This is a genomic window from Novosphingobium sp. BL-S-33 (assembly GCF_056857025.1).
In genome coordinates this window covers 2,939,134-2,963,136 of the sequence record NZ_CM166474.1, presented here as the reverse complement: position 1 = coordinate 2,963,136, position 24,003 = coordinate 2,939,134, and the positions used below count along the sequence as shown (strand labels likewise).

Genomic DNA, 24,003 nt, shown 5'->3' with positions numbered 1-24,003 from the left:
GCTCACGCCCTGAGGCGGTATAGCCCGTATTGGCGGGTGCCGAGGGTCACCCCCGCATAGCGCTCGTAGGCCGCGGCAAGCCGCTGGCGGACGAGCGCGCGGGTGGCGAGGTTGGGCAGGTTCGGGCGGCCGGATTCGTCCACCACGACCACGCCCGGGCGGGTATCGAACACGCGCCCGACTTCGGCGCTGGGATCGACCCCCAGCGCACCGGCCTCGTTCATGGCATTGAGGTGGCTGGGATAGGCGAAGCGGGTGGGGATGCAGGCGTTCGTCGTGCGGTAGAGCGCACTGTCGCCCTCATAGACGTAGAGGCAGCGGCCGTGGAGTTCGCGGGCGACCTGATCGCTCGCCAGCGCGAAATCGGCTGCCGTGCCTTTTTCGCGGATCTGGAAAGCGGGCACCAGCACGGCGCCGATCAGGCCAAGGCCGATCAGCAGGTTGCCGTACCAGCGCTCACCCTTGCGCGTCCGCGCAAGGGCAGGTGCGGCGAGCACGGACAGCGGCACCAGAACCGGGCCAAGGTAGTGATCGTACCAGGTCCCGAACACCAGAAAACCGCCGATCGCGAAGAGCGCCCAGATCCGCAGGGCCGGAAGCACCCCCGGCCGCTCGCCGCGCGAGGTGGAGAGCCGGATCGGCGAGAGGCGGTAGGGCGCGAGCAGGATCGCCAGCGCAAAGGGCGTCATCGCCAGCACTTCCTTGCCGAGCTGGGCAAAAGCGTCGGCATGGTCGGTGGCCCGGCCGAAAATCGACAGCATGTTGCTCTGGACGAAAGCATCGAAGTGCCCGGCCATGGCATAGCCGGCGGCGACCGCGATCGTCGGCAGCAGGGCCACGAAAGCCCAGAGCGCTCCGGTGGCGACAAGGCGTGGCAGCCGCCAGCCATCGGCACGGCCGCGCGCGAGCAGTAGCAGGCCGAAGCCGATCCCCTCGAACAGCACCGTGTACTTGACCTGCATGGCCAGGCCGAGCAGCAGCATCGGCACGAGCGCTCGCCGTCCCAGCAGCGGATCGCGGACCCGTTGGCAGGCCTCGATCGTCAGCATCGCGGCCAGTGCCACCGGCAGATTGTAGAACACCGGAGCCTGCCCTAGCGCTGCGTTGAATACGACCTGCCAGAGCAGATAGACGATCCCCGCTGCCTGCGCGGCGCGCGGCGGGGCGATCCAGCGGGCCATGCGCTCGATCACCAGCGCGGTCAGCACCGAGCACGCCAGCCCCAGCAGTTGATAGGTCAACACGGGGTCGAAGGGCAGCAGGTAGACCCCGCGATAGATCGCGAAGAGGCCCCAGGGCTTGCGGTCCCAGATATCGACGAAGGGCAGCGCGCCCGCCGCCATGCGCTGGCCGACCAGCAGATAGAACTGCTCGTCCGACTGGAAGGCAGGTTTGCCCAGCATCATCAGCCGCACCACAAGGCCGACGACGATGTAGAGTGCGGGAGATGCCATGCCCGGGCGGACAATCCGTCCGGTACGGGCAAACAGGCGCCCGGTTGCTGCGATCATGGTCGACCCTTCGTATTGTCCGCGCCCGCCGCAGGATGGGGCAATGATGTCGCCGCTTCGTCATGGAAGTTGAAGATGGCAATTTAGAGACGCCGCCACGGGTCGGAATCAGCAGCTTGCCTTTGCGGCGCAGCCTGCGACAATTTCTTACAGCGCCGGACTTGCTTCGAAGGCGGCCTTGGGGCGTTGGTCAAGACATGCTGCAAATGCGAGATGATGGTCGGGCCAATGCGCCCGAGGCCCGGCAATCCGACATCGGTGCGCCCGATATGGCCGATATCGACACCGGTCTGGAAATGCCGCGCCGGCTCTGGGCGATCGTGGCGATTTCCTTCGGCACGGCGCTTTTCGTGCTGGACGGCACGATTGCCAATGTCGCGCTGCCCACCATCGCTCGCGACTTGTCGGTGGAGCAAGGCGTCGTCGTCAATGTGGTGACGGTCTACCAGTTGGTCATGGTCATGGCGCTGCTGCCTTTCGCCAACCTTGGCGAGCGGCTGGGCCTGCGACGGGTCTACCAGACCGGGCAGCTGATCTTCATGGCCGCTTCGGCACTGGCGTTTCTGGCCCACTCGCTGCCCACGCTGCTAATCGTGCGCGCGGGACAGGCGTTCGGCGCGGGCATGGCGATGAGCGTGTCGGCCGCGCTGATCCGGCAGATCTATTCGAAGCGCAGCCTTGGCAGCGGGCTGGGCATCAACTCGGTGATCGTCGCCAGTTCCAACGCGCTCGCGCCGGTTCTGGGCGGCTTGATCGTGGCCCATGCCGACTGGCGCTGGGTCTTTGTGGCGGCGGTGCCGCTGGCGGCGCTGTCGCTGCTGATCGGGCGATTCCTGCCGGACCCCGTGCGAGGATCCACGCCGTTCGATTGGCGTTCGGGCCTGTGGAGCGCGGCGAGCTTCGCCCTGCTGATCGGCGGCATCGAACTGGCCGCCCATGGCGGCATGGTCGCTCTTGGCGTCGTGATCGCGCTGGCGGGCCTCGGCTCGGCACTGGCGCTGGCCTGGCGCGAGCGGCAGCGGACGAACCCGGTGTTTCCGGTCGACCTTCTGGCCATGCCGTCGATCGGCCTGTCGACACTGGCCGCCATCGCCGCCTTCGTCGGTTCGGCCGCGCTGGTCGTAGCGCTGCCGTTCCGGTTGGAGCAGGGGATGGGCTACACGCCGCAGGAAGTCGGCCTGCTGGTCCTGCCGTTCCCGCTCACCATGCTGGTGGTGGCGCCGATTGCGGGCTGGCTTTCGGATCATGCCTCGCCCTCGATCATGGGGCTGATCGGCATGATCATTGCCGTGGCCGGCCTGTGCTTTCTGGCGTTCCTGCCCGATCATGCAGGCGTGGTCGCGATTGCATGGCGACTGGTGGTCGCCGCACTCGGCTTCTCGCTGTTCTTCTCTCCCAATGCGCGCATGATCGTCGGTAACTCGCCGCGTGAGCGCGCGGCGGCGGCGGGCGGACTACTCGCGACAGGTCGCCTCTTCGGCCAGACGCTGGGTGCGGCGCTGGTCGGCATCACGCTGTCGTTGGGTTTGGGAGAGGGCCCGGTGCCGATGCTCGCTTGCGCGGTGCTGGCGGCCGTGGCGGCTTTCGCCAGCCTCGTGCGGTGGAGGCTGGCGGAGAAGGCCTAGTTACGGTTGCGGGTGCCGGTCGGGGACGTCGTCTGCGGGGGCACGGGCGGCGGCACCACGAGTGGCACCGGCTGCGGCAGCAGGTTGGGCCGCACCGACTTGACCCCAACGCGCGTCAGCCACCAGGCGATTTCGTTGGCGGTGGCTTCCATGCCCGCATAGTTGAGGTGCCACTGCAGGCCGAGATGACCGTCATAGCCATCGGGAGAACCGATCATCCACGGCATCGCGTCGCAAGGCGTGTGCGTGGCCGAGGACTGGTTCATTTCCACCAGCACGGCGCCGTTGGCTGAGGCTACGCGGGTGGTGATGTCGGCCAGACGAACGCCGATCTGGCGCACGATCGCGGCGTGTTCCTCGCTGATCGGCGTATCGGCGCAGAGCTTGCCGGGCGCGGGCAGCGGGGTCAGGTACTGGACGAAGACGAGCCGCGCATGGGGTGCCTGCGTGCGGATGCGCCGGGCGATCTCCATCAGCTGCATTTCGTCGCGCGCATAGTCGTATTCGGTCGGGATCTTGACCGCCGCACAAGGGCGCGGCTTGCCGCCCGCCGCAAGCGACTGTTTCGCACGATAGGCGCAGGACGCGTTGAACAGGTTGCCGACGTAGTTGAGGTCGTTTCCGCCGATGGTGAGCGTGACCAGCCGGGTCTGCGGCGTCACCGCGTTGATCTGCGGCGCAATGTCGCCCCAGGGGCCCAGCACATTGTCGGTCGTCGCGCCGGAGCACGACCGGTCGGTGAGCACCATGCCGAAGCGTTCGGCCAGCAGCGAGGGATAGTTGTTGAGGCTCTGCCCGCAGCGCGCCGGCGCGCCGCCCTTGGCGGGCGGCAGCATCGGCCCGGCCGCGAAGGACGAGCCGATGGCGACGTAACGCTGGCCGGCCAGCGTCTCTTCCACTTGCGCGGTGGGATCCGCCTGGGCGGCGTGGGCAGTCGTGAACGATGTGGCGCAGCCGCCGAGCAACAATGCCGTGGCGGTCAAGCCCGCCAGGGTATTCCTTGGCATTACTTCACCCAGTCCAGTCCGATTTCCTCATAGAGGTCGCGTGCGTCGGCCCAGTTTTCCTCAACCTTCACGTGAAGGAAGAGGTGGACCTTCTGGCCCAGCACGTCGGCGAGTTCCTTGCGCGCCGCTTCGCCAATCGCCTTGATCTTGGAGCCACCCTTGCCCAGCACGATGGCGCGCTGGTTGTCGCGGGTGACGACGATCTGCTGGCGGATCTCCACCGAACCATCCCTGCGCTGCTCGTAGGCTTCGGGGCGCACGGCGGCATCGTAGGGCAGTTCCTCGTGAAGCTGGCGGTAGAGCTGCTCACGCGTGATTTCGCAGGCGAGCAGGCGCTCGCTGGCGTCGGAGACCTGATCCTCGGGATAGTGCCAGGGGCCTTCGGGCATCAGCCCGGCGAGGTGCGTCTTGAGTTCCGGCACGCCGTCGCCCGAGAGCGCCGAGACGAAGAACACTTCGTCGAACTGGACTTTGCCGGTCAGTTCCTGCGCCAGCACCAGCAACGGTTCCTTAGCGCCGGCATCGACCTTGTTGATGACCAGGATCTTGCGTTCCGGGCGCGTCGCCAGCGATTCGAGCAGGGGCTCCAGCTCGTGGCGGCGCTTCTTGATCGGATCGACCACCAGCAGGACCGCGTCGGCCTCCTGCGCGCCTTCCCAGGCGGCGGCGACCATTGCGCGGTCAAGGCGGCGCTTGGGGGCGAAGATACCGGGAGTATCGGCCAAGATGATCTGGACCGGACCGTCCAGCGCGATGCCCATCAGGCGGGCGCGGGTGGTCTGCGCCTTGGCCGAGGTGATCGCCACCTTCTGGCCGACGAGCGCGTTGACCAGCGTCGACTTGCCCGCATTGGGCGCGCCGATGACCGCGACGAGGCCGCACTTCTGGGGCAAGCCGTTATTCTCGCCAATATTCTCGGGAGCGCCGTCCTGGCTCATCCGAATTTCCTCATGAATTCCTCGGCGGCGTGCGTTTCCGCATCCTGCTTGGAGTTCGCGGTTGCGCGCGCCGAGCCGACATTGTGAATCGAAACCTCGACAGTGAATTTCGAGGCATGGTCGGGGCCTGAGCGCTCGACCAGCTTGTATTCGGGCATTCGCCGGCGATTGCCGGCTGCCCATTCCTGTAGCGCGGACTTGGGGTGCTTACGCTTCCCGGCCTTGCCCTGCATAGCATCGTGCCAGAGCTTGCGCACCATGGCGCGCGCGGATTCAAAGCCGCGCTCGATGAAGCAGGCGCCGATCAGCGCTTCCATCACGTCTCCAAGGATGTTGTCGCTGTCCAGCCCGCCATCGTCGCGCGCCTGCTTGCCCAGCCGCATGCGCGGACCCAGATCGATGCCGCGCGCCACCAGCGCGCACGTGGCGCGGGCGACAAGCGCGTTCAGGCGCTGCGAGAGGCGGCCCTCCGCTTCTTCGCTGTTCTCGTAAAGCCATTCGGCGACCGTGAGCCCAAGCACGCGGTCGCCGAGGAATTCGAGGCGTTCGTAGTTGCGCTTCTCGCCGGTGCTGCCGTGGGTTAGCGCGGCGAGCCAGAGGGCTTCGTCGGCGGGCACGGCGCCCGAAATTTCGGCGATGAAGGCGCGATCCTGCGCGTCAAGCACTCAGATCAAGCTCCCGATGCGGCTCCAGCGCGCCGCTGTGAACCAGGTCCAGGGTTCGAACCAGCTGGCCGAACCGTCGGTGGAGAACATCATGATGGCCGCACGGCCGACCAGATTGTCCTGCGGAACGATGCCGATGCCCTGTCCTTCGACGGCGGGGAAGCGGCTGTCGAGCGAGTTGTCGCGGTTGTCGCCCATCAGGAACATATGGCCTTCGGGCACGACATAGACGCCGGTATCGTCCTGCGGCGTGTGGCCGAGGTCGAGCACGTTGTAGCTCTTTCCGTTCGGCAGCGTCTCGCGGTACTGCGGATAGTTGCAGACCGGGCCGCCCTTGGCGTCGGTGCCCTCGAACTCGGGGGCGTAGCAATGGGTATTGGGCGTGACGGGCAGCGCGAAATCGGGCTGCTTCACGCGCGGCACCGGCTTGGCGTTGATCCAGACCTGACCGCCCTTGACCTGAATCTCGTCACCCGGAAGGCCGATCACGCGCTTGATGTAGTCCACGTCGTTGCCGGGAGGGGCCTTGAAGATCACCACATCGCCGCGCTCGGGCTGGCTGGCGAAGACGCGGCCCGGGATCAGCGGCAGGCTGAACGGCAGCGAATACTTCGAATAGCCGTAGGACCACTTGGTGGCGAACAGGTAGTCGCCATTGAGCAGGCGCGGCAGCATCGATTCGCTCGGGATGTTGAACGGCGAGATGATGAAGCTGCGCAGCACCACCACGCCGAGCACCAGCCAGAACAGGAACGCGAGGAAGCTCTCGTCCTTCTTGGCGGGCTGATCGGAGCGCTTGTCGCGCGCGGCCGACGTGGCTGCACCGGGGTTTGGGGTGGGGTTTGCGGAGGCCGCTGTGTCGGTTTCGCTCATGAGGCAAACCCTTGTTGCGCGCGCGCGCTTCCGTCAAGCGCAATCCCGCCGAATTGGCGACGTTGATCGACCAAAATCGTCATCATCCGGGGATGATTGGTCTGCAACAATGGTCTTGGCCAAGTGGGTCAAGCCCTGCATAACGCCCCGCGCGATTAGGGTGCAATTCGGGCCGGAATTTGGCCGCAAATTCGAATGAAGGGATACAAGGCATGAGCAAAGCGGCGTGGAACAAGCTGGAGAGCCTTCCCAAGCTGAGCCTGAAGGAGCTCTTCGCTGCCGATTCCGGCCGTCTGGACACTTTTGCCACGCGTTTCGAGGCGGGCGATCCGGAAGCCGCCTGCGGCATGCTGTTCGACTGGTCGAAGACCCATCTCGATGCCGCCCATGTCGCCGCTTTCGAGGAACTGGCCGAAACGATGAACTTCGCCGGTCGCCGCGCCGCGCTGTTCGCCGGTGAGATCGTCAACCCCACCGAAGGACGCGCCGCCGAACACACCGCGCAGCGCGGCGTCGGCAAGGAAGAGAGCGTCGAACTCGCCGCCGAGTATCACCACCGCATGGCCGCCATCGTCGAGGCCATCCACCGCGGCGCGATGGGCGAGGTAAAGCACCTCATCCACATCGGCATCGGCGGTTCGGCGCTGGGTCCGGCACTGGCGATCGACGCCTTGGCGCGCGATGGCGCCATGGTCGACGTTCACGTCGTCTCCAATATCGATGGCTGCGCGCTTGAAGCGGCTTTCGCCAAGTGCGATCCGGCCACGACCATGCTGGCGGTGGCATCCAAGACTTTCACCACCATCGAAACCATGACCAATGCCGAGAGCGCGATCACGTGGCTGCGCGAGAACGGTGTCGAGGATCCCTATGGCCGCATCGTCGCGCTGACCGCCGCGCCGGACAATGCGATCGAATGGGGCGTTGACGAGACCCGCATTCTGCCGTTCTCGGAAAGCGTCGGCGGGCGTTATTCGCTGTGGTCTTCGATCGGGTTCCCGGTCGCCATGGCGCTCGGCTGGCCGGATTTCGCCGAGTTCCTGAACGGGGCAGCGGCGATGGACGTCCACTTCCGCGATACCGACGGCCTTGCCAACCTGCCGCTGCGCGCGGCATTCGGCGACCAGTACTATACACGCCTGCGCGGCTGCCAGACGCGCGGCGTCTTCGCCTATGACGAGCGTCTTGCACTGCTGCCGGACTATCTCCAGCAGCTGGAAATGGAATCGAACGGCAAGTCGGTCACGGCCGACGGTGCGCCGATCGATGGGCCGACCGCGCCGATTACCTGGGGCGGCGTCGGCACCGATGCCCAGCACGCGGTGTTCCAGCTCCTGCATCAGGGCACCAACATCGTGCCGGTGGACTTCATTGCCGCCATCGCGCCGGGCGACGATCTCAACCCCGCGCATCACCGCATCCTGCTCTCGAACTGCTTCGCGCAGGGCGCCGCGCTGATGGCCGGCAAGGAAAGCGACGATCCGGCGCGCGCCTATCCGGGCGACCGTCCTTCGGCAACGATCCTGCTTGACGAAGTCAGCCCCGCCACGTTCGGCGCGCTGGTTGCGTTCCACGAGCACCGCACCTTCGCCAATGCCGTGCTGATGGGCATCAATCCCTTCGACCAGTTCGGCGTCGAACTGGGCAAGGAAATCGCCAAGCAGATCGAGAAGGGCGACACCGCGTTCGACCCTTCGACCGAGGCGCTGCTCGCATTGGCGGGCATCAAGTAAGTCGGCGGGGACACTGCTCGCAAATTGAAGGCCTCCGCAGCAATACTGCGGGGGCCTTCAATCGTCTTGCGATGTCCCGCTCTATAATGACCCCATGGGGACATGGCCGGGGCCACCGGTGCCGAAAGGCACGGGCGGCCGGCCGTATCATGGGGAATGGCGGCAATGGGGGGAGCGCGAAAAGCTCCGGGGCGTACGGCTTCGGCATGGCACGGCGCTGCGACGGCGAGTTTGCTGGCACTTGCTCTGGCCGGCTGCGGTGGAAGCACCGGTGGCGGCGTGAATTCGACGCCCGTTCCCACGCCGACCCCGACGCCCGTTCCGACCCCAACACCAACCCCGACGCCCACACCCACGCCGACATCCTCGATACCGTCCGGCTATGTCATCACGCCCGCCGCCCAGCAGGTAAAGCGCTCCGCCAATGATGACGCCGAATACCGGCGTAATTACGTCTCATTCGAATATGTAAACGCGCTCTACGCGCTCGATTCCGGACATACCGGGCAGGGCGTATTGGTCGGCGTGCTCGACGACGGGGTGAAGGCCGTGTCCGAACTTTCCGGGCAGATTTCCTCGCTCAGCCGTGACTTCGGCACCGTCACGCAAGGCGGCGTGACGACGAGCCGCAATGTCTTGGGGGACGACTGGTCGGATCACGGCACCATGGTCGCCGGGGTGATCGCCGCGAAGAACGACGGGGCAGGGGTTCAGGGCATAGCGCCCGGCGCCAAGATCGTCGCGCTGCGCATCAGTGCTGTCGATCTCGACGAGAGCGACACGACAAAAGCGGAGACGCTGGGCATCCACATGGCCGAGGCGCTCGACTACGCCGGACAGAACGGGATCAAGGTGGTCAACGCCTCGATCGCCAAAGCCGATTCTTCCGTGCCCAGCGCCTATTGGTCGCAGGCAGTGGCGAAATATGCGGCGACCGGCGGCCTGTTCGTCAATGCGGCGGGCAACGAAGGCCTTGCCAATGCCGATGGCTATCTGGATGTCACCGCCGCCAATCGCGATGCCTGGCTTTTCGTGGTCGCGCTCGAAGGCACGCAGACCAGCTACCAGCTTACCGATTATTCGAACCGGTGCGGCGCTGCCGTCATGGACCACTGCGTTGCGGCGATGGGCACCAGTGCCACGCAGGCGGTGGACGGCAGCTATGATTGGTTTTCAGGCACCAGTGCGGCGGCGCCGCAAGTCTCCGGCCTTGCCGCGCTGATCTTGTCCAAGTGGCCGCAGCTTACCGGCCAGCAGGCGGGGCAAGTGATCCTCGCCACCGCGCGAGACATCGGGGTTCCCGGCGTCGATCCGGTTTTCGGCCACGGGCTGATCGATGTGCAGGCCGCGCTCTCTCCGGTGAATCCCACGCTTTCGAACGGAACCGTCGCCACGGCGGCGGGGACTACCGAGCTGTTGCTGCCGGATGCCATTGCGGCAACGGGAATCAAGGCCAAGGCACTGTCCTCGGTGACAGTGCTCGATGCGTTCGGGCGGGATTTCAGCGGCGATCTGTCCGGTCTCGTGGCCCGGCCGCGCGATGTGCCGCGCAGCATGGAGCGGCAAGTGGAAGTGCAAAGCCGCGCCGGGAGCACCCGCTTCGATACCGGGGATTTGCACGCCAGCATGGGCTTCTCCGCGCTGCGGACCGGGCCGGACGGCAGCGAAATGCGCGGGTTCCTCACTAGCGGCGAACTGGCGGTGCGCACGGGCTCGACATGGCTCACGGCCTCGCTCCATTCCACCGACGCCGTCTCGCCCGAGTTCTTGGGCATCGCGCCGAGTTCGGACGCGGTGTTCGCCTATTCGCCGCTCGCCGACATGGCGTTCGGCGCGGAACATCCGCTGGCGGGCGGCAGGCTGGGGATCGCCGTGGTGGGTGGATCCGAGCGCGGGGAAACGGCCCGCCAGCCCCGCGCGGCGGGTGCGGTGGTGAACTGGCGCACGCAGGGGACCAGTCTCAAGGCGGGCGTGATCGATGAGGATAACGCCGTCTTCGGCACGCCGACAGGCGGCGGTGCGCTGCGCTTCGGAGACGGCGCGACCACTACGTTTGTCGAGGCGGCGCAGTCCGTGCCGCTGGGCGGAGGCTGGGGGCTGTCAGGCTATGCCAGCCTTGGCGCAACGCGGCTCAAGCTGGCGGACGACATGCTGCTCACCCATGTGGGCATGATGACCACCACACGTTTTGCGCTGACGGCGAACCGGGGCCTAGCGGGCGGCGTGCTGCGCATCGGCTTCGCGCAGCCGCTGACCGTGATCGCGGGCCAAGGCACTTACACGCTGGCGACCGGCTACGATCTCGAGGGCCGCTCGCTGGTGTTCGGCCAGCGCAAGGTCGGCTTCGGCAAGGGCATCGATCCGCTGCTCACGTTCGGCTTCGAGAAGAGCGGCAAGGCGTCGCAATTGCAGCTCGCGGCGGCGGCGAGCGCGGACGGCGGCGACGTTCGGCTGCTCGGCACGTGGCGCCTCTCGCTGCGCTGAGGCCGCATCGGGGCCGGAGCGCACGCAGCGTCCCCGGCCCTTCGCTTTCAGGAGCGGTATTCAAGCCCTTCCGACCAGTCGCCGTTCAGCGGGACGTGCGACGTGGCGGCAGCAGGCTGCGTATTCATCAGGCGGTGCAGCAGGCGTTTGCCTTCGTCCCAGCTTCCAAGCTTGGAATCGGCATTGATATGGCCGGCGTCGCCCGCGTCCTCGAATTGGCTGCCCCATTGCTTGGCGAGGAGCTTGGCCGTCGGAAAGCCGATCCACGGATCGTTGCGGCTGGCGACAAGGATCGAGGGGAAGGGCAGCGCATCCGCCGGAGTGGGTGCAAAGCCGTTGAGCCGATCGTCGCGCGGGAAGAAGTCGACCTCGGGTGGGGCGACCAAGAGCGCGCCGATCACGGGATTCGACCATCCGGGCTGCTCGAACTTGGCCCACCACGCAGTGAGCAGGCAGCCCAGGCTATGGGCAACCAGCACCACCGGACGTCCGGCGCGTTGCACGGAAAGGTTCAGCCGGTTGATCCAGGTGTTGCGATGCGGCTTTTCCCATAGGCCGAGGTCGACCATCTGGGCGTCTTCCATTTCGTCTGCCCAGCGGCGCTGCCAATGACCTGCCCCACTGCCGTCAAGGCCGGGGATGAGCAGGACGAGCGGCTTTTCGGCAGGCGCTTCAGGGATTTGCGTCTGTGCCATTTATCTTCTCCCGTAAGGGGCGCCCGCCGGCGATGAGGGGGGAGACCGGAGGGCGATGCGACTCCTATAAACTCAACCAAATGAGTTGACAATGAGTCTGCGCCCAGCGGAGGGCCGCTTTCGACGATCCGTTAAGGGGAGGGCAGCCGGGCCCCATGCACCTGTCCGCAAATGATGCGTTGGCAATCGGCCCGCCCATGCCCCATATGCCCCCGGCCCGGGACCGGGCCCCGAACCAAGCGCGCCAAGGGGCGCATCAGGAGCAAGCCGCATGTCCGAATTCGACTACGACCTCTTCACGATCGGCGCCGGATCGGGCGGCGTGCGGGCCAGCCGGATTGCGGCGTCGCACGGTGCGCGGGTGGCGGTGGCGGAGGAGTACCGGGTCGGCGGGACCTGCGTGATTCGCGGCTGCGTGCCCAAGAAGATGCTCGTCTACGGCGCGCACTTTGCCGAGGATCTGGAAGACGCCAAGCAGTTCGGCTGGGACATTCCCGAAGCGAAGTTCGACTGGGTGAAGCTGCGCGATAACGTGCTGGGCGATGTCGACCGGCTCAACGGGCTCTACACGCAGACCCTAGAGAACAACAAGGTCGAGATCTTCCACGAGCGCGCGACGATCACCGGCCCGCACGAGATCACGCTGTCGAGCGGCGAGAAGAAGACCGCCAAAGTCATCCTCATCGCCACCGGCGCGCGCCCGCAAGTGCCCAATTGCCCGGGGCACGAACTGGGCATCACGTCGAACGAGGCGTTCCATCTCGATGCCATTCCCCAGCGCATCCTGATCGCCGGGGCAGGCTATATCGCCAACGAGTTCGCCGGCATCTTCAATGAATTCGGCACCAAGGTGACGCTCATCAACCGCTCCGACCAGCTCCTGCGCGGCTATGACGAGCAGCTGCGCGACCGCCTGCTGGAGATCTCGATCGCCAAGGGCATCGACTTCCGCTTCAATGCCGACTTCCGCGGCATCGAGAAGAATGCCGATGGCTCGCTGACCGTCTCGATGACCAACCACGAGCCGCTCGAAGTGGACTGCGTGATGTTCGCCACCGGCCGCGTGCCCAATGTCGAGGGGCTGGGGCTGGAGAACGTCGGCGTCGCACTGGACGACAAGAACGCCATTCAGGTCGACGACTATTCGCAGACCAATGTCGACTACATCTATGCCGTGGGCGATGTGACCAACCGCGTGCAGCTGACCCCGGTCGCGATCCGCGAGGGGCAGGCCTTTGCCGACACCGTGTTCGGCGGCAAGCCGACGACGGTCGACTATTCGTGCATTCCCTCGGCAGTGTTCAGCCATCCGCCGATCGGTTCGGTGGGTCTTACCGAGGCGCAGGCGCGCACACAGTACGGCACGGTGGAGATCTACACGAGCGACTTCCGGCCGATGAAGAACGTGGTCGCGCACCGCAACGAGCGTTCGCTTTACAAGATGGTCTGCGAGGCGGGCACCGGCCGCGTGCTGGGCTTGCACATGATCGGGCCGGAATCGCCCGAGATCATCCAGGCCGCCGCCATCGCCGTGAAGGCGAAGCTGACCAAGGCCGATTTCGACGCCACCATCGCCGTTCATCCGACGATGTCCGAGGAACTCGTGCTGATGAAATGATCGCGGGCGGTTTCGTCCGACTGATTGGCAACCGGGGCTGCGGCGACTGTTCGTTCAGTTGTCGCGGCCCTTTTGCGTTTGCTTCGGGGCGCCGGAAAGGTGGAGGGCGGGAGCATCTTGTCGCACAGGCGATGGCTGCATGCCCAAACCCATCGGTGGGGCGAAATCGGCCCGAATGTGCCACTTTTGTCGTTTAACCGTGCGATTAAAACTATTGACCTTGGCGTTTCAACCTGCCTTAGCAAGTGCAACGAATTCGTGCCGTCAAGGTCACTGCCAAGGGATAACGGATGTCAGCCAATATCGCCGAAATGGAGAAGCGCCGCGCCGCAGCAAAGCTGGGTGGTGGTGAGAAGCGCATTGCCGCGCAGCACGCCAAGGGCAAGCTGACCGCGCGCGAACGCCTCGATATCCTGCTGGACGAAGACAGCTTTGAAGAGTTCGACCTTTACGTCGAGCATGACTGCACCGATTTCGGCATGGAGAGCCAGAAGATCCCGGGCGACGGCGTCGTCACTGGATCGGGTACCATCAACGGCCGCCTTGTCTACGTGTTCAGCCAGGACTTCACGGTGTTCGGCGGCTCGCTCTCGCACCGTCACGCGCAGAAGATCTGCAAGCTGATGGACAACGCGATGAAGGTCGGCGCGCCGGTGATCGGTCTCAACGATTCCGGCGGTGCGCGCATTCAGGAAGGCGTGGCTTCGCTCGGCGGCTATGCCGAAGTGTTCCAGCGCAACGTGCTCGCTTCGGGCGTGGTGCCGCAGCTTTCGCTGATCATGGGCCCCTGCGCGGGCGGCGCGGTCTATTCGCCTGCCATGACCGACTTCATCTTCATGGTGAAGGACAGCTCCTACATGTTCGTCACCGGGCCCGACGTGGTGAAGACCGTGACCAACGAGGTCGTCACGCAAGAGGAACTGGGCGGTGCGATCACGCATTCCAGCAAGACCTCGGTGTCCGACCTCGCGCTGGAGAACGATATCGAGGCGCTGCTGGCCGCGCGCGATTTCTTCGACTTCCTGCCGCTCAACAACCGCGAGGAAGTGCCCGAGCGTCCCTGCGCCGATCCGTGGGACCGTGCCGAGGAAAGCCTCGACACCGTGATCCCGCCTTCGGCCAACCAGCCTTATGACATGCATGAGGTGATCAAGAAGACGCTCGACGAGGGCGATTTCTTCGAGGTTCAGCCGCTGCATGCCGGCAATATCATCGTCGGTTTCGGCCGTATCGAGGGCAAGACCGTGGGCGTCGTCGCCAACCAGCCGATGGTGCTGGCGGGCGTGCTGGACATCAACTCGTCCAAGAAGGCCGCGCGTTTCGTGCGCTTCTGCGATGCCTTCAACATCCCGATCATCACTTTCGTGGACGTTCCGGGCTTCCTGCCGGGCACTGATCAGGAGCACAACGGCATCATCAAGCACGGCGCCAAGCTGCTGTTCGCCTATGCCGAGGCGACCGTGCCGAAGATCACCGTGATCACCCGCAAGGCCTATGGCGGCGCTTACGACGTCATGGCGTCCAAGCACCTGCGCGGCGATCTCAACTATGCCTGGCCGACCGCCGAAATCGCGGTGATGGGCGCCAAGGGCGCGGTGGAGATCATCTTCCGCGGCCTCTCGCCCGAAGGCATTGCCGAGAAGACCAAGGAATACGAAGACCGCTTCGCCAATCCCTTCGTGGCGGCGAGCCGGGGCTATATCGACGAGGTTATCTACCCGCACTCGACCCGCAAGCGCATCGCGCTCGGCCTGCGCAAGCTGCGGACCAAGAGCCTCGAAAATCCTTGGAAGAAGCACGACAACATTCCGCTTTGATAGCGTCACGGATCGCGACGCATCGCCTTTGGGCGAGCACCGCGATCCACCCCAGCCGCGAAAGACGGCACGCATCGAAAAACCAGATTGGGAAGTCAGGTCATGGAAGACATCTACATCGTCAGCGGCGTACGCACGGCAGTTGGTGATTTCGGCGGCTCGCTGAAGTCGTTCATGCCCTCCGATCTCGGCGGCAAGGTCGTGACCGAGGCGCTGGCCCGCGCGGGCGTTTCTCCTGAAGACGTCGGCCATATCGTCATCGGCCAGGTCATGCCGACCAGCGCCAAGGACGAGATGCTCAGCCGCGTGATCGGCCTCAATGCCGGCGTGCCGTTCGAAGTGCCTTCGATGACGCTGAACCGCCTTTGCGGATCGGGTGTGCAGGCGATCGTTTCGGCCGCGCAGATGATGAAGCTGGGCGAGGCGGGCATCACCGTCGCGGGCGGCGCGGAATCGATGTCGAACGTGCCCTATCACGACCACGGCGTGCGCTGGGGCAAGAAGATGGGCGATAACACGCAGGAAGACGCCCTGACCGTCGGCCTGTCGGACGCCATCGGCGGCTACCACATGGGCATCACCGCCGAGAACGTGGCGGAGCGCCACTGCATCTCGCGTGAGGATATGGACACGGTCGCCGCGACCAGCCACCAGCGCGCCGCCAAGGCTATCGCGGAAGGTCGCTTCAAGGAGCAGATCCTCCCCGTCGAAGTGAAGACCCGCAAGGGCGTCACTGTCTTCGATATCGACGAACATGTCCGCGCCGACACCACCGTCGAGACGCTCGGCGCGATGCGTCCGGCCTTCAAGAAGGACGGCACGGTCACGGCGGGTAATGCCTCGGGCATCAACGACGGTGCTGCCGCGGTGGTGCTGGCGACGGCTTCGGAAGTCGAGAAGCGCGGCTTGAAGCCGATGGCGAAGATCGTCGCCTGGGGCCACGCCGGTGTCGAGCCCGCCTACATGGGCGAAGGCCCGATCAAGGCGGTGCCGGTGGCGCTGAAGCGCGCTGGACTTTCGCTCGACCAGATCGATGTGATCGAGAGCAACGAGGCTTTTGCCGCGCAGGCTGCCGCCGTTTCCAAGGTGCTGGGCTTCGATCCGGAGAAGGTGAACCCCAACGGTTCGGGCGTCTCCATCGGCCACCCGGTCGGCGCGACCGGCACGATGCTCGCGATCAAGTGCATGTACGAGTTGAAGCGCACCGGCGGGAAGTACGGCCTTGTCACCATGTGCATCGGCGGCGGGCAGGGCATCGCTCTCGTCCTTGAGAACGTAGGATAATCCGATGAAGCTGGGTCGTCTCAACCACATCGGCGTCGCCACGCCTGATCTCGATGCCTCGATTGCGTTCTATCGCGACGTGATGGGCGCTACCGATATTACCGAGCCGTTCGTGCTCGAAAGCCAGCAAGTGCGCGTCTGCTTCGTCAACACGCCCGGTGAAGAGGGCACGACGGGCACGCAGATCGAACTGCTCCAGCCCACCACGCCGGACTCGGCCGTGGGCAAGTGGCTGGAGAAGAACCCGCTCGGGGGCCAGCACCACATCTGCTACGAAGTGCCGGACATTCACGCGGCCAAGGCGTGGTTCGAAGGCCTTGGCAAGCGCGTGCTGGGTGAGCCGCGCATGGGCGCGCACGGGACGCTGATCTTCTTCGTCCACCCCAAGGACATGGGCGGTCAGCTCACCGAGATCATGGAAACGCCCAAAGAGGCGCATTGAATAGAAGCCGTCGCCTAAGCTCCACCGTCATCCTGAACTCGTTTCAGGATCCATTTCGCCTCCGGGCGACGACGGTGAGAGGGTGAGGAATGGATCCTGAAACACGTTCAGGATGACGAAGCTGCAAGGGTAGTGCGATGACCGAGGGACCGAACATCAACGACTGGAAGGCAGCCGCCGACAAGGAGGTCAAGGGCAAGGACCTGACCTGGAACACGCCCGAGGGTATCGCGGTAAAGCCGCTCTACACCGCCGAGGACGTGACCGTCGATCCCGGCCTTCCCGGCTTCGCGCCGTTCACGCGCGGCGTGCGTGCCTCGATGTATGCCGGCCGTCCCTGGACCATCCGCCAGTACGCGGGCTTCTCCACTGCCGAGGAATCGAACGCCTTCTATCGCCGCAATCTTGCGGCCGGTCAGAAGGGCCTTTCGGTCGCCTTCGACCTTGCCACCCATCGTGGTTACGACAGCGACCATCCGCGCGTCGTGGGTGACGTGGGCAAGGCGGGTGTCGCGATCGATTCCGTCGAGGATATGAAGATCCTGTTCGACGGTATTCCGCTCGACAAGATGTCGGTCTCCATGACGATGAACGGCGCGGTGATCCCGATCCTGGCCTTCTTCATCGTTGCGGGCGAGGAGCAGGGCGTCGATCGCAAGCTGCTCGACGGGACCATCCAGAACGACATCCTCAAGGAGTTCATGGTCCGCAACACCTATATCTACCCACCCGAACCTTCGATGCGGATCATTTCGGACATCTTCGGCTACACCAGCCGTGAGATGCCGAAGTTCAACTCGATCTCGATTTCCGGCTATCACATGCAGGAAGCCGGCGCGACGCAGGTGCAGGAACTGGCCTTCACCATCGCCGACGGCGCGGAATACGTGAAGTACGGCGTGGCCTCAGGCCTCGATATCGACAAGTTCGCGGGCCGCCTGTCGTTCTTCTTCGCCATCGGCATGAACTTCTTCATGGAAGTGGCCAAGCTGCGCGCCGCGCGCGTGCTGTGGCACCGGGTCATGACCGATCTGGGTGCCAAGGACGAACGTTCGAAGATGCTGCGCACCCACTGCCAGACTTCGGGCGTGTCGCTGCAGGAGCAGGACCCCTACAACAACGTCATCCGCACCACGATCGAGGCGATGGCTTCGATGCTGGGCGGCACCCAGTCGCTGCACACCAACGCGCTGGACGAGGCGATTGCGCTGCCGACCGACTTCTCGGCCCGCATCGCCCGCAACACGCAGATCATCATCCAGGAAGAGACCGGCATGTGCAATGTCGTCGATCCGCTGGGTGGGTCCTACTACATTGAATCGCTGACGCAGCAGCTGGTCGACCAGGCCTGGGAGATCATCGAGCGCGTTCAGGCCGAAGGCGGCATGGCCAAGGCCGTCGCTGCCGGCTGGCCCAAGGCGATGATCGAGACCGCCGCCGCCGCCCGTCAGGCCCGTGTGGACCGGGGCGACGACGTGATCGTCGGCGTCAACAAGTACCGCCTTGCCAGCGAAGACCTGCTGGAAACGCTGGAAGTGGACAACGCCAAGGTCCGCGAAGGCCAGATCGCCCGCATCAACAAGATGAAGGCTGACCGTGACGAGGCTGCCTGCCAGGCTGCGCTCAAGGCCCTGCGCGACGGTGCCGCCGCGCCTGCCAGCATCGAGAACAACCTGCTCGCACTCGCCGTCGAATGCGCCCGCGCCCGCGCTACGCTGGGCGAGATCAGCTCGGCCATGGAAGACAGCTTCCAGCGCTACGGCACCCAGCCGACCCCGGTGAAGGGCGTCTATGCCGCGCCTTACGAGGGCGACAGCCGCTGGCAGCAGGTGCTGGACGGCGTGCAGGCCGTCGAGCGTCGTCTCGGCCGCAAGCCCAAGGTGCTGGTCGCCAAGATGGGTCAGGACGGCCACGATCGCGGCGCGAACGTGATCGCCTCCGCCTTTGGAGACATGGGCTTCGACGTCGTGTCCGGCCCGCTGTTCCAGACGCCGGAAGAAACCGTGGTGCTGGCGCTGGAGAGCGCGGTCGACGTGGTCGGCGCGTCCAGCCTTGCGGCCGGTCACAAGACGCTGATCCCCGAACTGATCCAGAAACTGCGCGAAGCCGGTCGCAGCGACATCAAGGTGATCGCCGGCGGCGTCATCCCGCCGCAGGACTATGAGTTCCTGCGCAACGCGGGCGTTCAGGGCATCTACGGCCCCGGTACGAACGTGGTGGAATGCGCCGCTGACGTGTTGCGCTTGCTCGGCCACAACATGCCGCCGCTCGGTTCTTCGCTGGAAGCGGCGGAATAAGGACGGCGATGCTGGATCGACGCCGCGCTTGTGATTATGGCGGAGCTTTGGCCCCGCGTTATCCCGCGCGCGTTCCGGCTGCCTGAGGAATGACTATGACCGAGACCCCCGCCGTCACCACCCGCCCCTTGGCCCGAAACGACTGGACCCGCGAGGAAATCGCGGCGCTGTTCGATCTGCCGTTCACCGAACTGGTGTTCCGCGCAGCCGAAGTCCATCGCGCCAGCCATCCGCACAACGAAGTGCAGCTTTCCACGCTGCTTTCGATCAAGACCGGCGGCTGCGTGGAAGACTGCGGCTATTGCTCGCAGTCGGTTTCGGCCAACAGTGGCGTCAAGGCGACCAAGCTGATGGAAGTGCAGCAGGTGCTGCAGCGCGCGGCGCAGGCGGCGGATCAGGGCTCGACCCGCTTCTGCATGGGCGCCGCCTGGCGCAACCCCAAGGACCGCGATATGCCCGCTATCATCGAGATGGTGAAGGGCGTGCGCGCCATGGGCATGGAAACCTGCATGACGCTGGGCATGCTGACGCCCGATCAGGCGGACATGCTCTCTGAAGCGGGCCTCGACTACTACAACCACAACATCGACACCTCGCCCGAGCGTTACGATCAGGTGATCACCACGCGCACGATGGACGACCGTCTCGATACGCTGTCCAACGTGCGCATGGCGGGCATCAACGTCTGCTCGGGCGGCATCGTCGGCATGGGCGAGACGCGGGCTGACCGCGTGGGCTTCGTCCACACGCTGGCGACGCTGCCCGATCACCCGCAGTCGGTGCCGGTCAACGCGCTGGTTCCCGTGAAGGGCACCGTGCTGGGCGACATGCTGGCCGATACCCCGCTCGCCAAGATCGACGACGTGGAATTCGTGCGCACCGTGGCGGTGGCGCGCATCACCATGCCGCTGTCGATGGTGCGCCTCTCGGCAGGCCGCGAATCGATGTCCGAAATGACGCAGGCGATGTGCTTCATGGCCGGCGCGAACTCGATCTTCACCGGCGACAAGCTGCTGACCGCGCCGAACTCGGGCGACGACAATGACGCGGCGATGTTCGCGCGCCTCGGCATCAAGCCGATGGCCATCGAACTGACCCCGGCGCAAGTCGAAGCCCAGCGCATGCCCAAAGGCTGTGCGAAGCTGGAAGCGGCTGAGTGATCCAAGGATGATCCTGCCGATCCTTCTCCTGGCCTCGGAGCCCGCGATCGATTGCGCCAATGCGATGACGCAGACGGACATGAATGTGTGTTCGTACCGCGACTTCCAGTCGGCCGACCGCGCGATGAACGAGGCCTGGGGGAAGGCGGCAGCGGCGGCGAAGGGGGGCGACAAGCAGGGCCCGGGCGGAAATTTCAATCGGCTGCTCGATGCGCAGCGCAAGTGGCTCGCTTATCGCGACGCTCAGTGCCTCGCAGTGAACGGCCCGCGTGAGGAAAGCGGCACGATCTGGCCGCTCCAGCAGAACGGTTGCCTTAAGGAATTGACCGAGGCGCGCACAAAACAACTGCGTGACTATGGGAATGCGGGGAATTGATGCTCCACGCCTTCCGCTCGCAAACCCGTCATGCTGAACTTGTTTCAGCATCCATTTCTCGCCTCGCGCCGATGGTCTGTGCGGCGCGATGGACCCTGAGCCGTCAGGCCAGCAGAGCTAAACGAGTTCAGGGTGACGATGGGGGAAGGCGCGGGAAGTGAATGCAAAGACGACCATGCCGGAATGGCCTTGGTCGTCGCGGCACTGGTTTTGATGTTCAACGCCGGGTTCAAGCACGGCGACTGAGTTGGGAGTTACGGGGTTGTTCAAGAAAATCCTCATCGCAAACCGGGGCGAGATTGCCTGCCGCGTGATCAAGACCGCGCGTCGCATGGGCATTCAGACGGTGGCCGTCTATTCGGACGCCGATGCCCGCGCACCGTTCGTGCAGATGGCCGATGAGGCCGTCCACATCGGCCCAGCGCCGGCCGCGCAGTCGTACCTGATTGCCGACAAGATCATTCAGGCCTGCAAGCAGACCGGCGCCGAAGCCGTCCATCCGGGCTATGGCTTCCTGTCCGAGCGTACCTCCTTCGCAGAGGCGCTGGCCGCAGAGGGCATCGAGTTCATCGGCCCCCCCGTCGGCGCGATCGCCGCGATGGGCGACAAGATCGAGTCCAAGAAGCTTGCCAAGCAGGCCGGCGTTAATGTCGTGCCCGGCTTCGTCGGTGAGATCGAGGACACCGAGCACGCCGTGCGCATCTCGAACGAGATCGGCTATCCGGTGATGATGAAGGCCTCGGCGGGCGGCGGCGGCAAGGGCATGCGCCTTGCCTACGACGAAAAGGACGTGCGCGAGGGCTTCGAGTCCGTGAAGCGCGAAGGCCTGAACTCCTTCGGTGATGACCGCGTCTTCATCGAGAAGTTCATCCTCAACCCGCGCCACATCGAGATCCAGATCCTCGGCGATAAGCACGGCAACATTCTCTACCTGAACGAGCGCGAATGCTCGATCCAGCGCCGCCACCAGAAGGTGGTCGAGGAAGCGCCGTCGCCCTTCGTCACCGAGAAGATGCGCAAGGCCATGGGCGAGCAGTGCGTCGCCCTGTCGCGCGCGGTGGGCTACTATTCGGCCGGCACCGTCGAACTGATCGTCTCGGGCGCCGATCCGACGGGCGAGAGCTTCTACTTCCTGGAAATGAACACCCGCCTTCAGGTCGAACACCCGGTCACCGAAGCGATCACCGGCGTCGATCTGGTCGAGCAGATGATCCGCGTCGCCGCCGGTGAGAAGCTGGAGATGACGCAGGCCGACGTGAAGATCGACGGCTGGGCCATCGAAAACCGCGTCTATGCCGAAGATCCCTATCGCGGCTTCCTGCCCTCGACCGGCCGCCTCGTGCGCTATCAGCCGCCGGTTGACGGCTGGGACGACGACGGCTCCGCAAACGGCCGCCGCGGGATCGACGGCGTGCGTGTCGATGACGGCGTCTATGAAGGCGGAGAAGTGTCGATGTTCTACGATCCGATGATCGCCAAGCTGATCACCTGGGGCGAGACCCGCGACGAGGCAGCCGACAAGCAGGTCGCCGCGCTCGACCTGTTCGAGATCGAGGGCCTCGGCCACAACATCGATTTCGTCTCGGCCATCATGCAGCACCCGCGCTTCCGCTCGGGCGAGCTGACCACGGGCTTCATCGCCGAGGAATATCCCGAAGGCTTCACCGGCGCGCCTGCGTCGGAGGAACTCAAGGGCAAGCTGGCCGCCGTTGCCGCCTTCGTCGCCACCGCTCGGGCCGACCGTGCGCGCCGGGTCGACGGGCAGCTCGCCTCGCGCCGTCTGGCGCCGCCGTCGGAATGGACCGTCATCATCGACAAGGCGCCCTACGAAGTCGTCATCGACGATGAGGACGTGACCGTGAACGGTATCTCCGTCGATCTCGCGATGGAATATACGCCGGGCGACCGCCTGATCGACGCCGAGATCGACGGCGAGGCCATCGGCATCCGCGTCGCGCCCACGCGCACGGGTCTGAAGATGACCACGCGCGGGGCGATCCACGACGTGCAGATCCTGCCCAGCCGCGTGGCTTCGCTGACCAAGCACATGATCGAAAAGATCCCGCCGGATCTTTCGAAGTTCCTGATCTGCCCGATGCCGGGTCTGCTCGTCGCACTCCATGTGGGCGAGGGTGACAAGGTCGAAGCCGGACAGCCGCTTGCCGTCGTCGAGGCCATGAAGATGGAGAACATCCTGCGCGCCGAGAAGTCGGGCGTGGTGAAGGCGGTCAACGCCAAGGCAGGCGAAAGCCTTGCAGTGGACGCCGTGATCCTCGAAATGGAATAAATGCATCTAGATCATGACCCCGCCGCACCTGCCGGCGAAGAAATCACCTTTGATCAGTTCCTTTCCGTAGACATCCGCATCGGCACCATTGTCGCGGCGGAAGTCTACGAAGGGGCTCGCAAGCCGAGCCTCAAGCTGCGGATCGATTTCGGTCCCGGTATCGGCGAGAAGAAAAGCGTCGGGCAAGTCGCGGCGCTCTATTCTCCCGAGGAACTGATCGGCAGGCAGGTGGCGGCGGTCGTGAACTTTCCCAAGCGGCAGATCGGCAAGGCGCTGTCCGAAGCGCTGACGCTGGGCTTTGCGGACGAGGAAGGCCGGGTGGTTCTCTTCGCGCCGGACAAGCCGGTTCCCAACGGTTCGAGGTTGTTCTGATGGCGGGTTTTGCCGCGCTCCTGTCCGAAGCGCCGGAGATCGAGGGCGGCTTCGCGTTCGATATCACAGAGGATTGGCTGCAGGGGCGCACTGCCTATGGCGGGCTGACGTCAGCGATCGCGCTGGCCGCCGCGCGGCGGGTCGATCCAGAACTGCCGCCGCTGCGCTCGGGCCAGTTCGCGATGATCGCGCCGCTGGCCGGACGCGTCGAGGCGCGGGCGCGGATCGTGCGCAAGGGGCGCAATGCCACCTGGGTTGCGGCGGAACTGTCGGACGGGAAGGGCGTCGGTTTCAGCGCCAGCTTCGTGTTCATGCGCCAGATCGAGAGCGCGGCCGATATCGCGGGCTATACGATGCCGGAAGGCGTGAGCCCGGTCGAGAGCGCCAAGCCGGTGCCGATGGACCATGCGCCGGTGTTCCTGAAGCAGAACTTCGATGCGCGTTTCGCGCTGCCGAAGTCGGCGCTGGGTGAGGCGGACTTGTGCTGGTGGGTACGGCTCAAGGAACGCGAGGGCCTCGATCCGGCCGTGGAGGCTGTGCTCGTAGGGGACGCACTGCCAACGGCGGTGCTGCCGCTGCTCAATTTCCGCGTGCCGATCAGTTCGATGCACTGGCACGTCAACATGCTTGAGCCCGCGCCTACGACCGAGGACGGCTGGTGGCTGCTGCGTTCGACCAGCGAATTCGCCCGCGATGGCGGGGCGAGCGAGCATATCCTTCAGTGGAGCAGCTCGGGCCGGCCGGTGATTGCCGGCTTGCAGTCGGTCGCCGTCTTCGGCTGAGCGCGAGCCGCCACTCCACCTGCCATTTCAACAAAAA

General features: G+C 65.2%; 19 protein-coding genes. 13 read left to right on the top strand and 6 right to left on the bottom strand.

The annotated features are described in order from the left end of the window. Positions 1-2: 2 nt before the first annotated feature. On the bottom strand, positions 3-1,511 hold the full coding sequence (locus AC1VVM_RS13790; protein WP_482955194.1) for an ArnT family glycosyltransferase: 1,509 nt from the start codon (positions 1,509-1,511) through the stop codon (positions 3-5). 206 nt (positions 1,512-1,717) lie between these two features. Here AC1VVM_RS13790 and AC1VVM_RS13785 point away from each other — a divergent pair, with 206 nt between their 5' ends. Continuing rightward, the gene (locus tag AC1VVM_RS13785; RefSeq protein WP_482955193.1) at positions 1,718-3,136 is read left to right on the top strand and encodes an MFS transporter; all 1,419 of its coding nucleotides are present in this window, start codon (positions 1,718-1,720) and stop codon (positions 3,134-3,136) included. Here AC1VVM_RS13785 and AC1VVM_RS13780 read toward each other — a convergent pair. The 4 genes from AC1VVM_RS13780 to lepB are packed head-to-tail and all read right to left on the bottom strand — an operon-like array spanning position 3,133 to position 6,619. Then, positions 3,133-4,143: an SGNH/GDSL hydrolase family protein gene (locus AC1VVM_RS13780; RefSeq protein WP_482955192.1), complete on the bottom strand. Its 1,011-nt coding sequence runs from the start codon at positions 4,141-4,143 to the stop codon at positions 3,133-3,135. The genes AC1VVM_RS13785 and AC1VVM_RS13780 overlap by 4 nt on opposite strands. After that, positions 4,143-5,081 (bottom strand): GTPase Era, encoded by a 939-nt coding sequence (era, locus tag AC1VVM_RS13775; RefSeq protein ID WP_482955191.1) that lies wholly within the window; start codon positions 5,079-5,081, stop codon positions 4,143-4,145. The genes AC1VVM_RS13780 and era overlap by 1 nt, the downstream gene beginning before the upstream one ends. Continuing rightward, positions 5,078-5,746, bottom strand: a complete 669-nt coding sequence (gene rnc, locus AC1VVM_RS13770) for a ribonuclease III (protein WP_132385603.1) — start codon at positions 5,744-5,746, stop codon at positions 5,078-5,080. The genes era and rnc overlap by 4 nt, the downstream gene beginning before the upstream one ends. Continuing rightward, positions 5,747-6,619 (bottom strand): signal peptidase I, encoded by an 873-nt coding sequence (gene lepB / locus AC1VVM_RS13765; RefSeq protein ID WP_482955190.1) that lies wholly within the window; start codon positions 6,617-6,619, stop codon positions 5,747-5,749. 212 nt (positions 6,620-6,831) lie between these two features. On the opposite strand from lepB, the gene pgi reads away from it, so the two are divergent. Both pgi and AC1VVM_RS13755 read left to right on the top strand, forming a co-directional pair. Next, complete coding sequence (gene pgi / locus AC1VVM_RS13760; protein ID WP_482955189.1) at positions 6,832-8,352, top strand: glucose-6-phosphate isomerase; 1,521 nt, start codon at positions 6,832-6,834, stop codon at positions 8,350-8,352. A 231-nt stretch (positions 8,353-8,583) separates the two neighbouring features. After that, positions 8,584-10,836 (top strand): S8 family peptidase, encoded by a 2,253-nt coding sequence (locus AC1VVM_RS13755; RefSeq protein ID WP_482955188.1) that lies wholly within the window; start codon positions 8,584-8,586, stop codon positions 10,834-10,836. A 47-nt stretch (positions 10,837-10,883) separates the two neighbouring features. Here the strand turns inward: AC1VVM_RS13755 and AC1VVM_RS13750 are convergent, their stop codons facing one another. Continuing rightward, a complete protein-coding gene (locus tag AC1VVM_RS13750) occupies positions 10,884-11,531 on the bottom strand; it encodes an RBBP9/YdeN family alpha/beta hydrolase (protein WP_482904371.1) in 648 nt (215 codons plus the stop codon). Positions 11,532-11,802: 271 nt separating this feature from the next. Between AC1VVM_RS13750 and gor the strand changes: the two genes are divergently transcribed. From gor to AC1VVM_RS13700, 10 genes are all read left to right on the top strand, one after another. After that, positions 11,803-13,149 carry a glutathione-disulfide reductase gene (gene gor, locus AC1VVM_RS13745; protein ID WP_482955187.1) on the top strand — a complete coding sequence of 449 codons (1,347 nt, stop codon included), beginning with the start codon at positions 11,803-11,805 and terminating at the stop codon, positions 13,147-13,149. A gap of 290 nt (positions 13,150-13,439) precedes the next feature. Next, the gene (locus tag AC1VVM_RS13740; protein WP_443478670.1) at positions 13,440-14,966 is read left to right on the top strand and encodes an acyl-CoA carboxylase subunit beta; all 1,527 of its coding nucleotides are present in this window, start codon (positions 13,440-13,442) and stop codon (positions 14,964-14,966) included. A 102-nt stretch (positions 14,967-15,068) separates the two neighbouring features. Then, on the top strand, positions 15,069-16,250 hold the full coding sequence (gene bktB / locus AC1VVM_RS13735; RefSeq protein WP_482955186.1) for a beta-ketothiolase BktB: 1,182 nt from the start codon (positions 15,069-15,071) through the stop codon (positions 16,248-16,250). Positions 16,251-16,254: 4 nt separating this feature from the next. Beyond that, entirely contained in the window at positions 16,255-16,692 is a 438-nt protein-coding gene (mce, locus tag AC1VVM_RS13730) for a methylmalonyl-CoA epimerase (RefSeq protein ID WP_482955185.1), read from the top strand. Positions 16,693-16,829: 137 nt separating this feature from the next. Continuing rightward, complete coding sequence (scpA, locus tag AC1VVM_RS13725) at positions 16,830-18,989, top strand: methylmalonyl-CoA mutase (protein WP_132385594.1); 2,160 nt, start codon at positions 16,830-16,832, stop codon at positions 18,987-18,989. A gap of 89 nt (positions 18,990-19,078) precedes the next feature. Further along, positions 19,079-20,149: a biotin synthase BioB gene (gene bioB / locus AC1VVM_RS13720; protein ID WP_482904367.1), complete on the top strand. Its 1,071-nt coding sequence runs from the start codon at positions 19,079-19,081 to the stop codon at positions 20,147-20,149. 7 nt (positions 20,150-20,156) lie between these two features. After that, positions 20,157-20,525 (top strand): lysozyme inhibitor LprI family protein, encoded by a 369-nt coding sequence (locus AC1VVM_RS13715; RefSeq protein WP_482955184.1) that lies wholly within the window; start codon positions 20,157-20,159, stop codon positions 20,523-20,525. A gap of 262 nt (positions 20,526-20,787) precedes the next feature. Beyond that, the gene (locus tag AC1VVM_RS13710) at positions 20,788-22,812 is read left to right on the top strand and encodes an ATP-binding protein (RefSeq protein WP_482955183.1); all 2,025 of its coding nucleotides are present in this window, start codon (positions 20,788-20,790) and stop codon (positions 22,810-22,812) included. After that, positions 22,813-23,184: a tRNA-binding protein gene (locus tag AC1VVM_RS13705; RefSeq protein WP_482955182.1), complete on the top strand. Its 372-nt coding sequence runs from the start codon at positions 22,813-22,815 to the stop codon at positions 23,182-23,184. Continuing rightward, positions 23,184-23,966: a thioesterase family protein gene (locus AC1VVM_RS13700; protein WP_482955181.1), complete on the top strand. Its 783-nt coding sequence runs from the start codon at positions 23,184-23,186 to the stop codon at positions 23,964-23,966. Before AC1VVM_RS13705 ends, AC1VVM_RS13700 begins: the two co-directional genes overlap by 1 nt. The last annotated feature ends 37 nt before the right edge of the window (positions 23,967-24,003 follow it).

What these genes read in the sequence shown, in the direction of transcription:
- AC1VVM_RS13785 (WP_482955193.1), top strand. Translation starts at nt 1,718, where the DNA reads ATGCGAGATGATGGTCGGGCCAATGCGCCCGAGGCCCGGCAATCCGAC.
- AC1VVM_RS13700 (WP_482955181.1), top strand. Translation starts at nt 23,184, where the DNA reads ATGGCGGGTTTTGCCGCGCTCCTGTCCGAAGCGCCGGAGATCGAGGGC.
- bktB (WP_482955186.1), top strand. Translation starts at nt 15,069, where the DNA reads ATGGAAGACATCTACATCGTCAGCGGCGTACGCACGGCAGTTGGTGAT.
- AC1VVM_RS13790 (WP_482955194.1), bottom strand. Translation starts at nt 1,511, where the DNA reads ATGATCGCAGCAACCGGGCGCCTGTTTGCCCGTACCGGACGGATTGTC.
- bioB (WP_482904367.1), top strand. Translation starts at nt 19,079, where the DNA reads ATGACTATGACCGAGACCCCCGCCGTCACCACCCGCCCCTTGGCCCGA.
- gor (WP_482955187.1), top strand. Translation starts at nt 11,803, where the DNA reads ATGTCCGAATTCGACTACGACCTCTTCACGATCGGCGCCGGATCGGGC.
- lepB (WP_482955190.1), bottom strand. Translation starts at nt 6,619, where the DNA reads ATGAGCGAAACCGACACAGCGGCCTCCGCAAACCCCACCCCAAACCCC.
- scpA (WP_132385594.1), top strand. Translation starts at nt 16,830, where the DNA reads ATGACCGAGGGACCGAACATCAACGACTGGAAGGCAGCCGCCGACAAG.
- AC1VVM_RS13740 (WP_443478670.1), top strand. Translation starts at nt 13,440, where the DNA reads ATGTCAGCCAATATCGCCGAAATGGAGAAGCGCCGCGCCGCAGCAAAG.
- AC1VVM_RS13750 (WP_482904371.1), bottom strand. Translation starts at nt 11,531, where the DNA reads ATGGCACAGACGCAAATCCCTGAAGCGCCTGCCGAAAAGCCGCTCGTC.
- AC1VVM_RS13705 (WP_482955182.1), top strand. Translation starts at nt 22,813, where the DNA reads ATGCATCTAGATCATGACCCCGCCGCACCTGCCGGCGAAGAAATCACC.
- pgi (WP_482955189.1), top strand. Translation starts at nt 6,832, where the DNA reads ATGAGCAAAGCGGCGTGGAACAAGCTGGAGAGCCTTCCCAAGCTGAGC.
- AC1VVM_RS13715 (WP_482955184.1), top strand. Translation starts at nt 20,157, where the DNA reads ATGATCCTGCCGATCCTTCTCCTGGCCTCGGAGCCCGCGATCGATTGC.
- AC1VVM_RS13780 (WP_482955192.1), bottom strand. Translation starts at nt 4,143, where the DNA reads ATGCCAAGGAATACCCTGGCGGGCTTGACCGCCACGGCATTGTTGCTC.
- mce (WP_482955185.1), top strand. Translation starts at nt 16,255, where the DNA reads ATGAAGCTGGGTCGTCTCAACCACATCGGCGTCGCCACGCCTGATCTC.
- era (WP_482955191.1), bottom strand. Translation starts at nt 5,081, where the DNA reads ATGAGCCAGGACGGCGCTCCCGAGAATATTGGCGAGAATAACGGCTTG.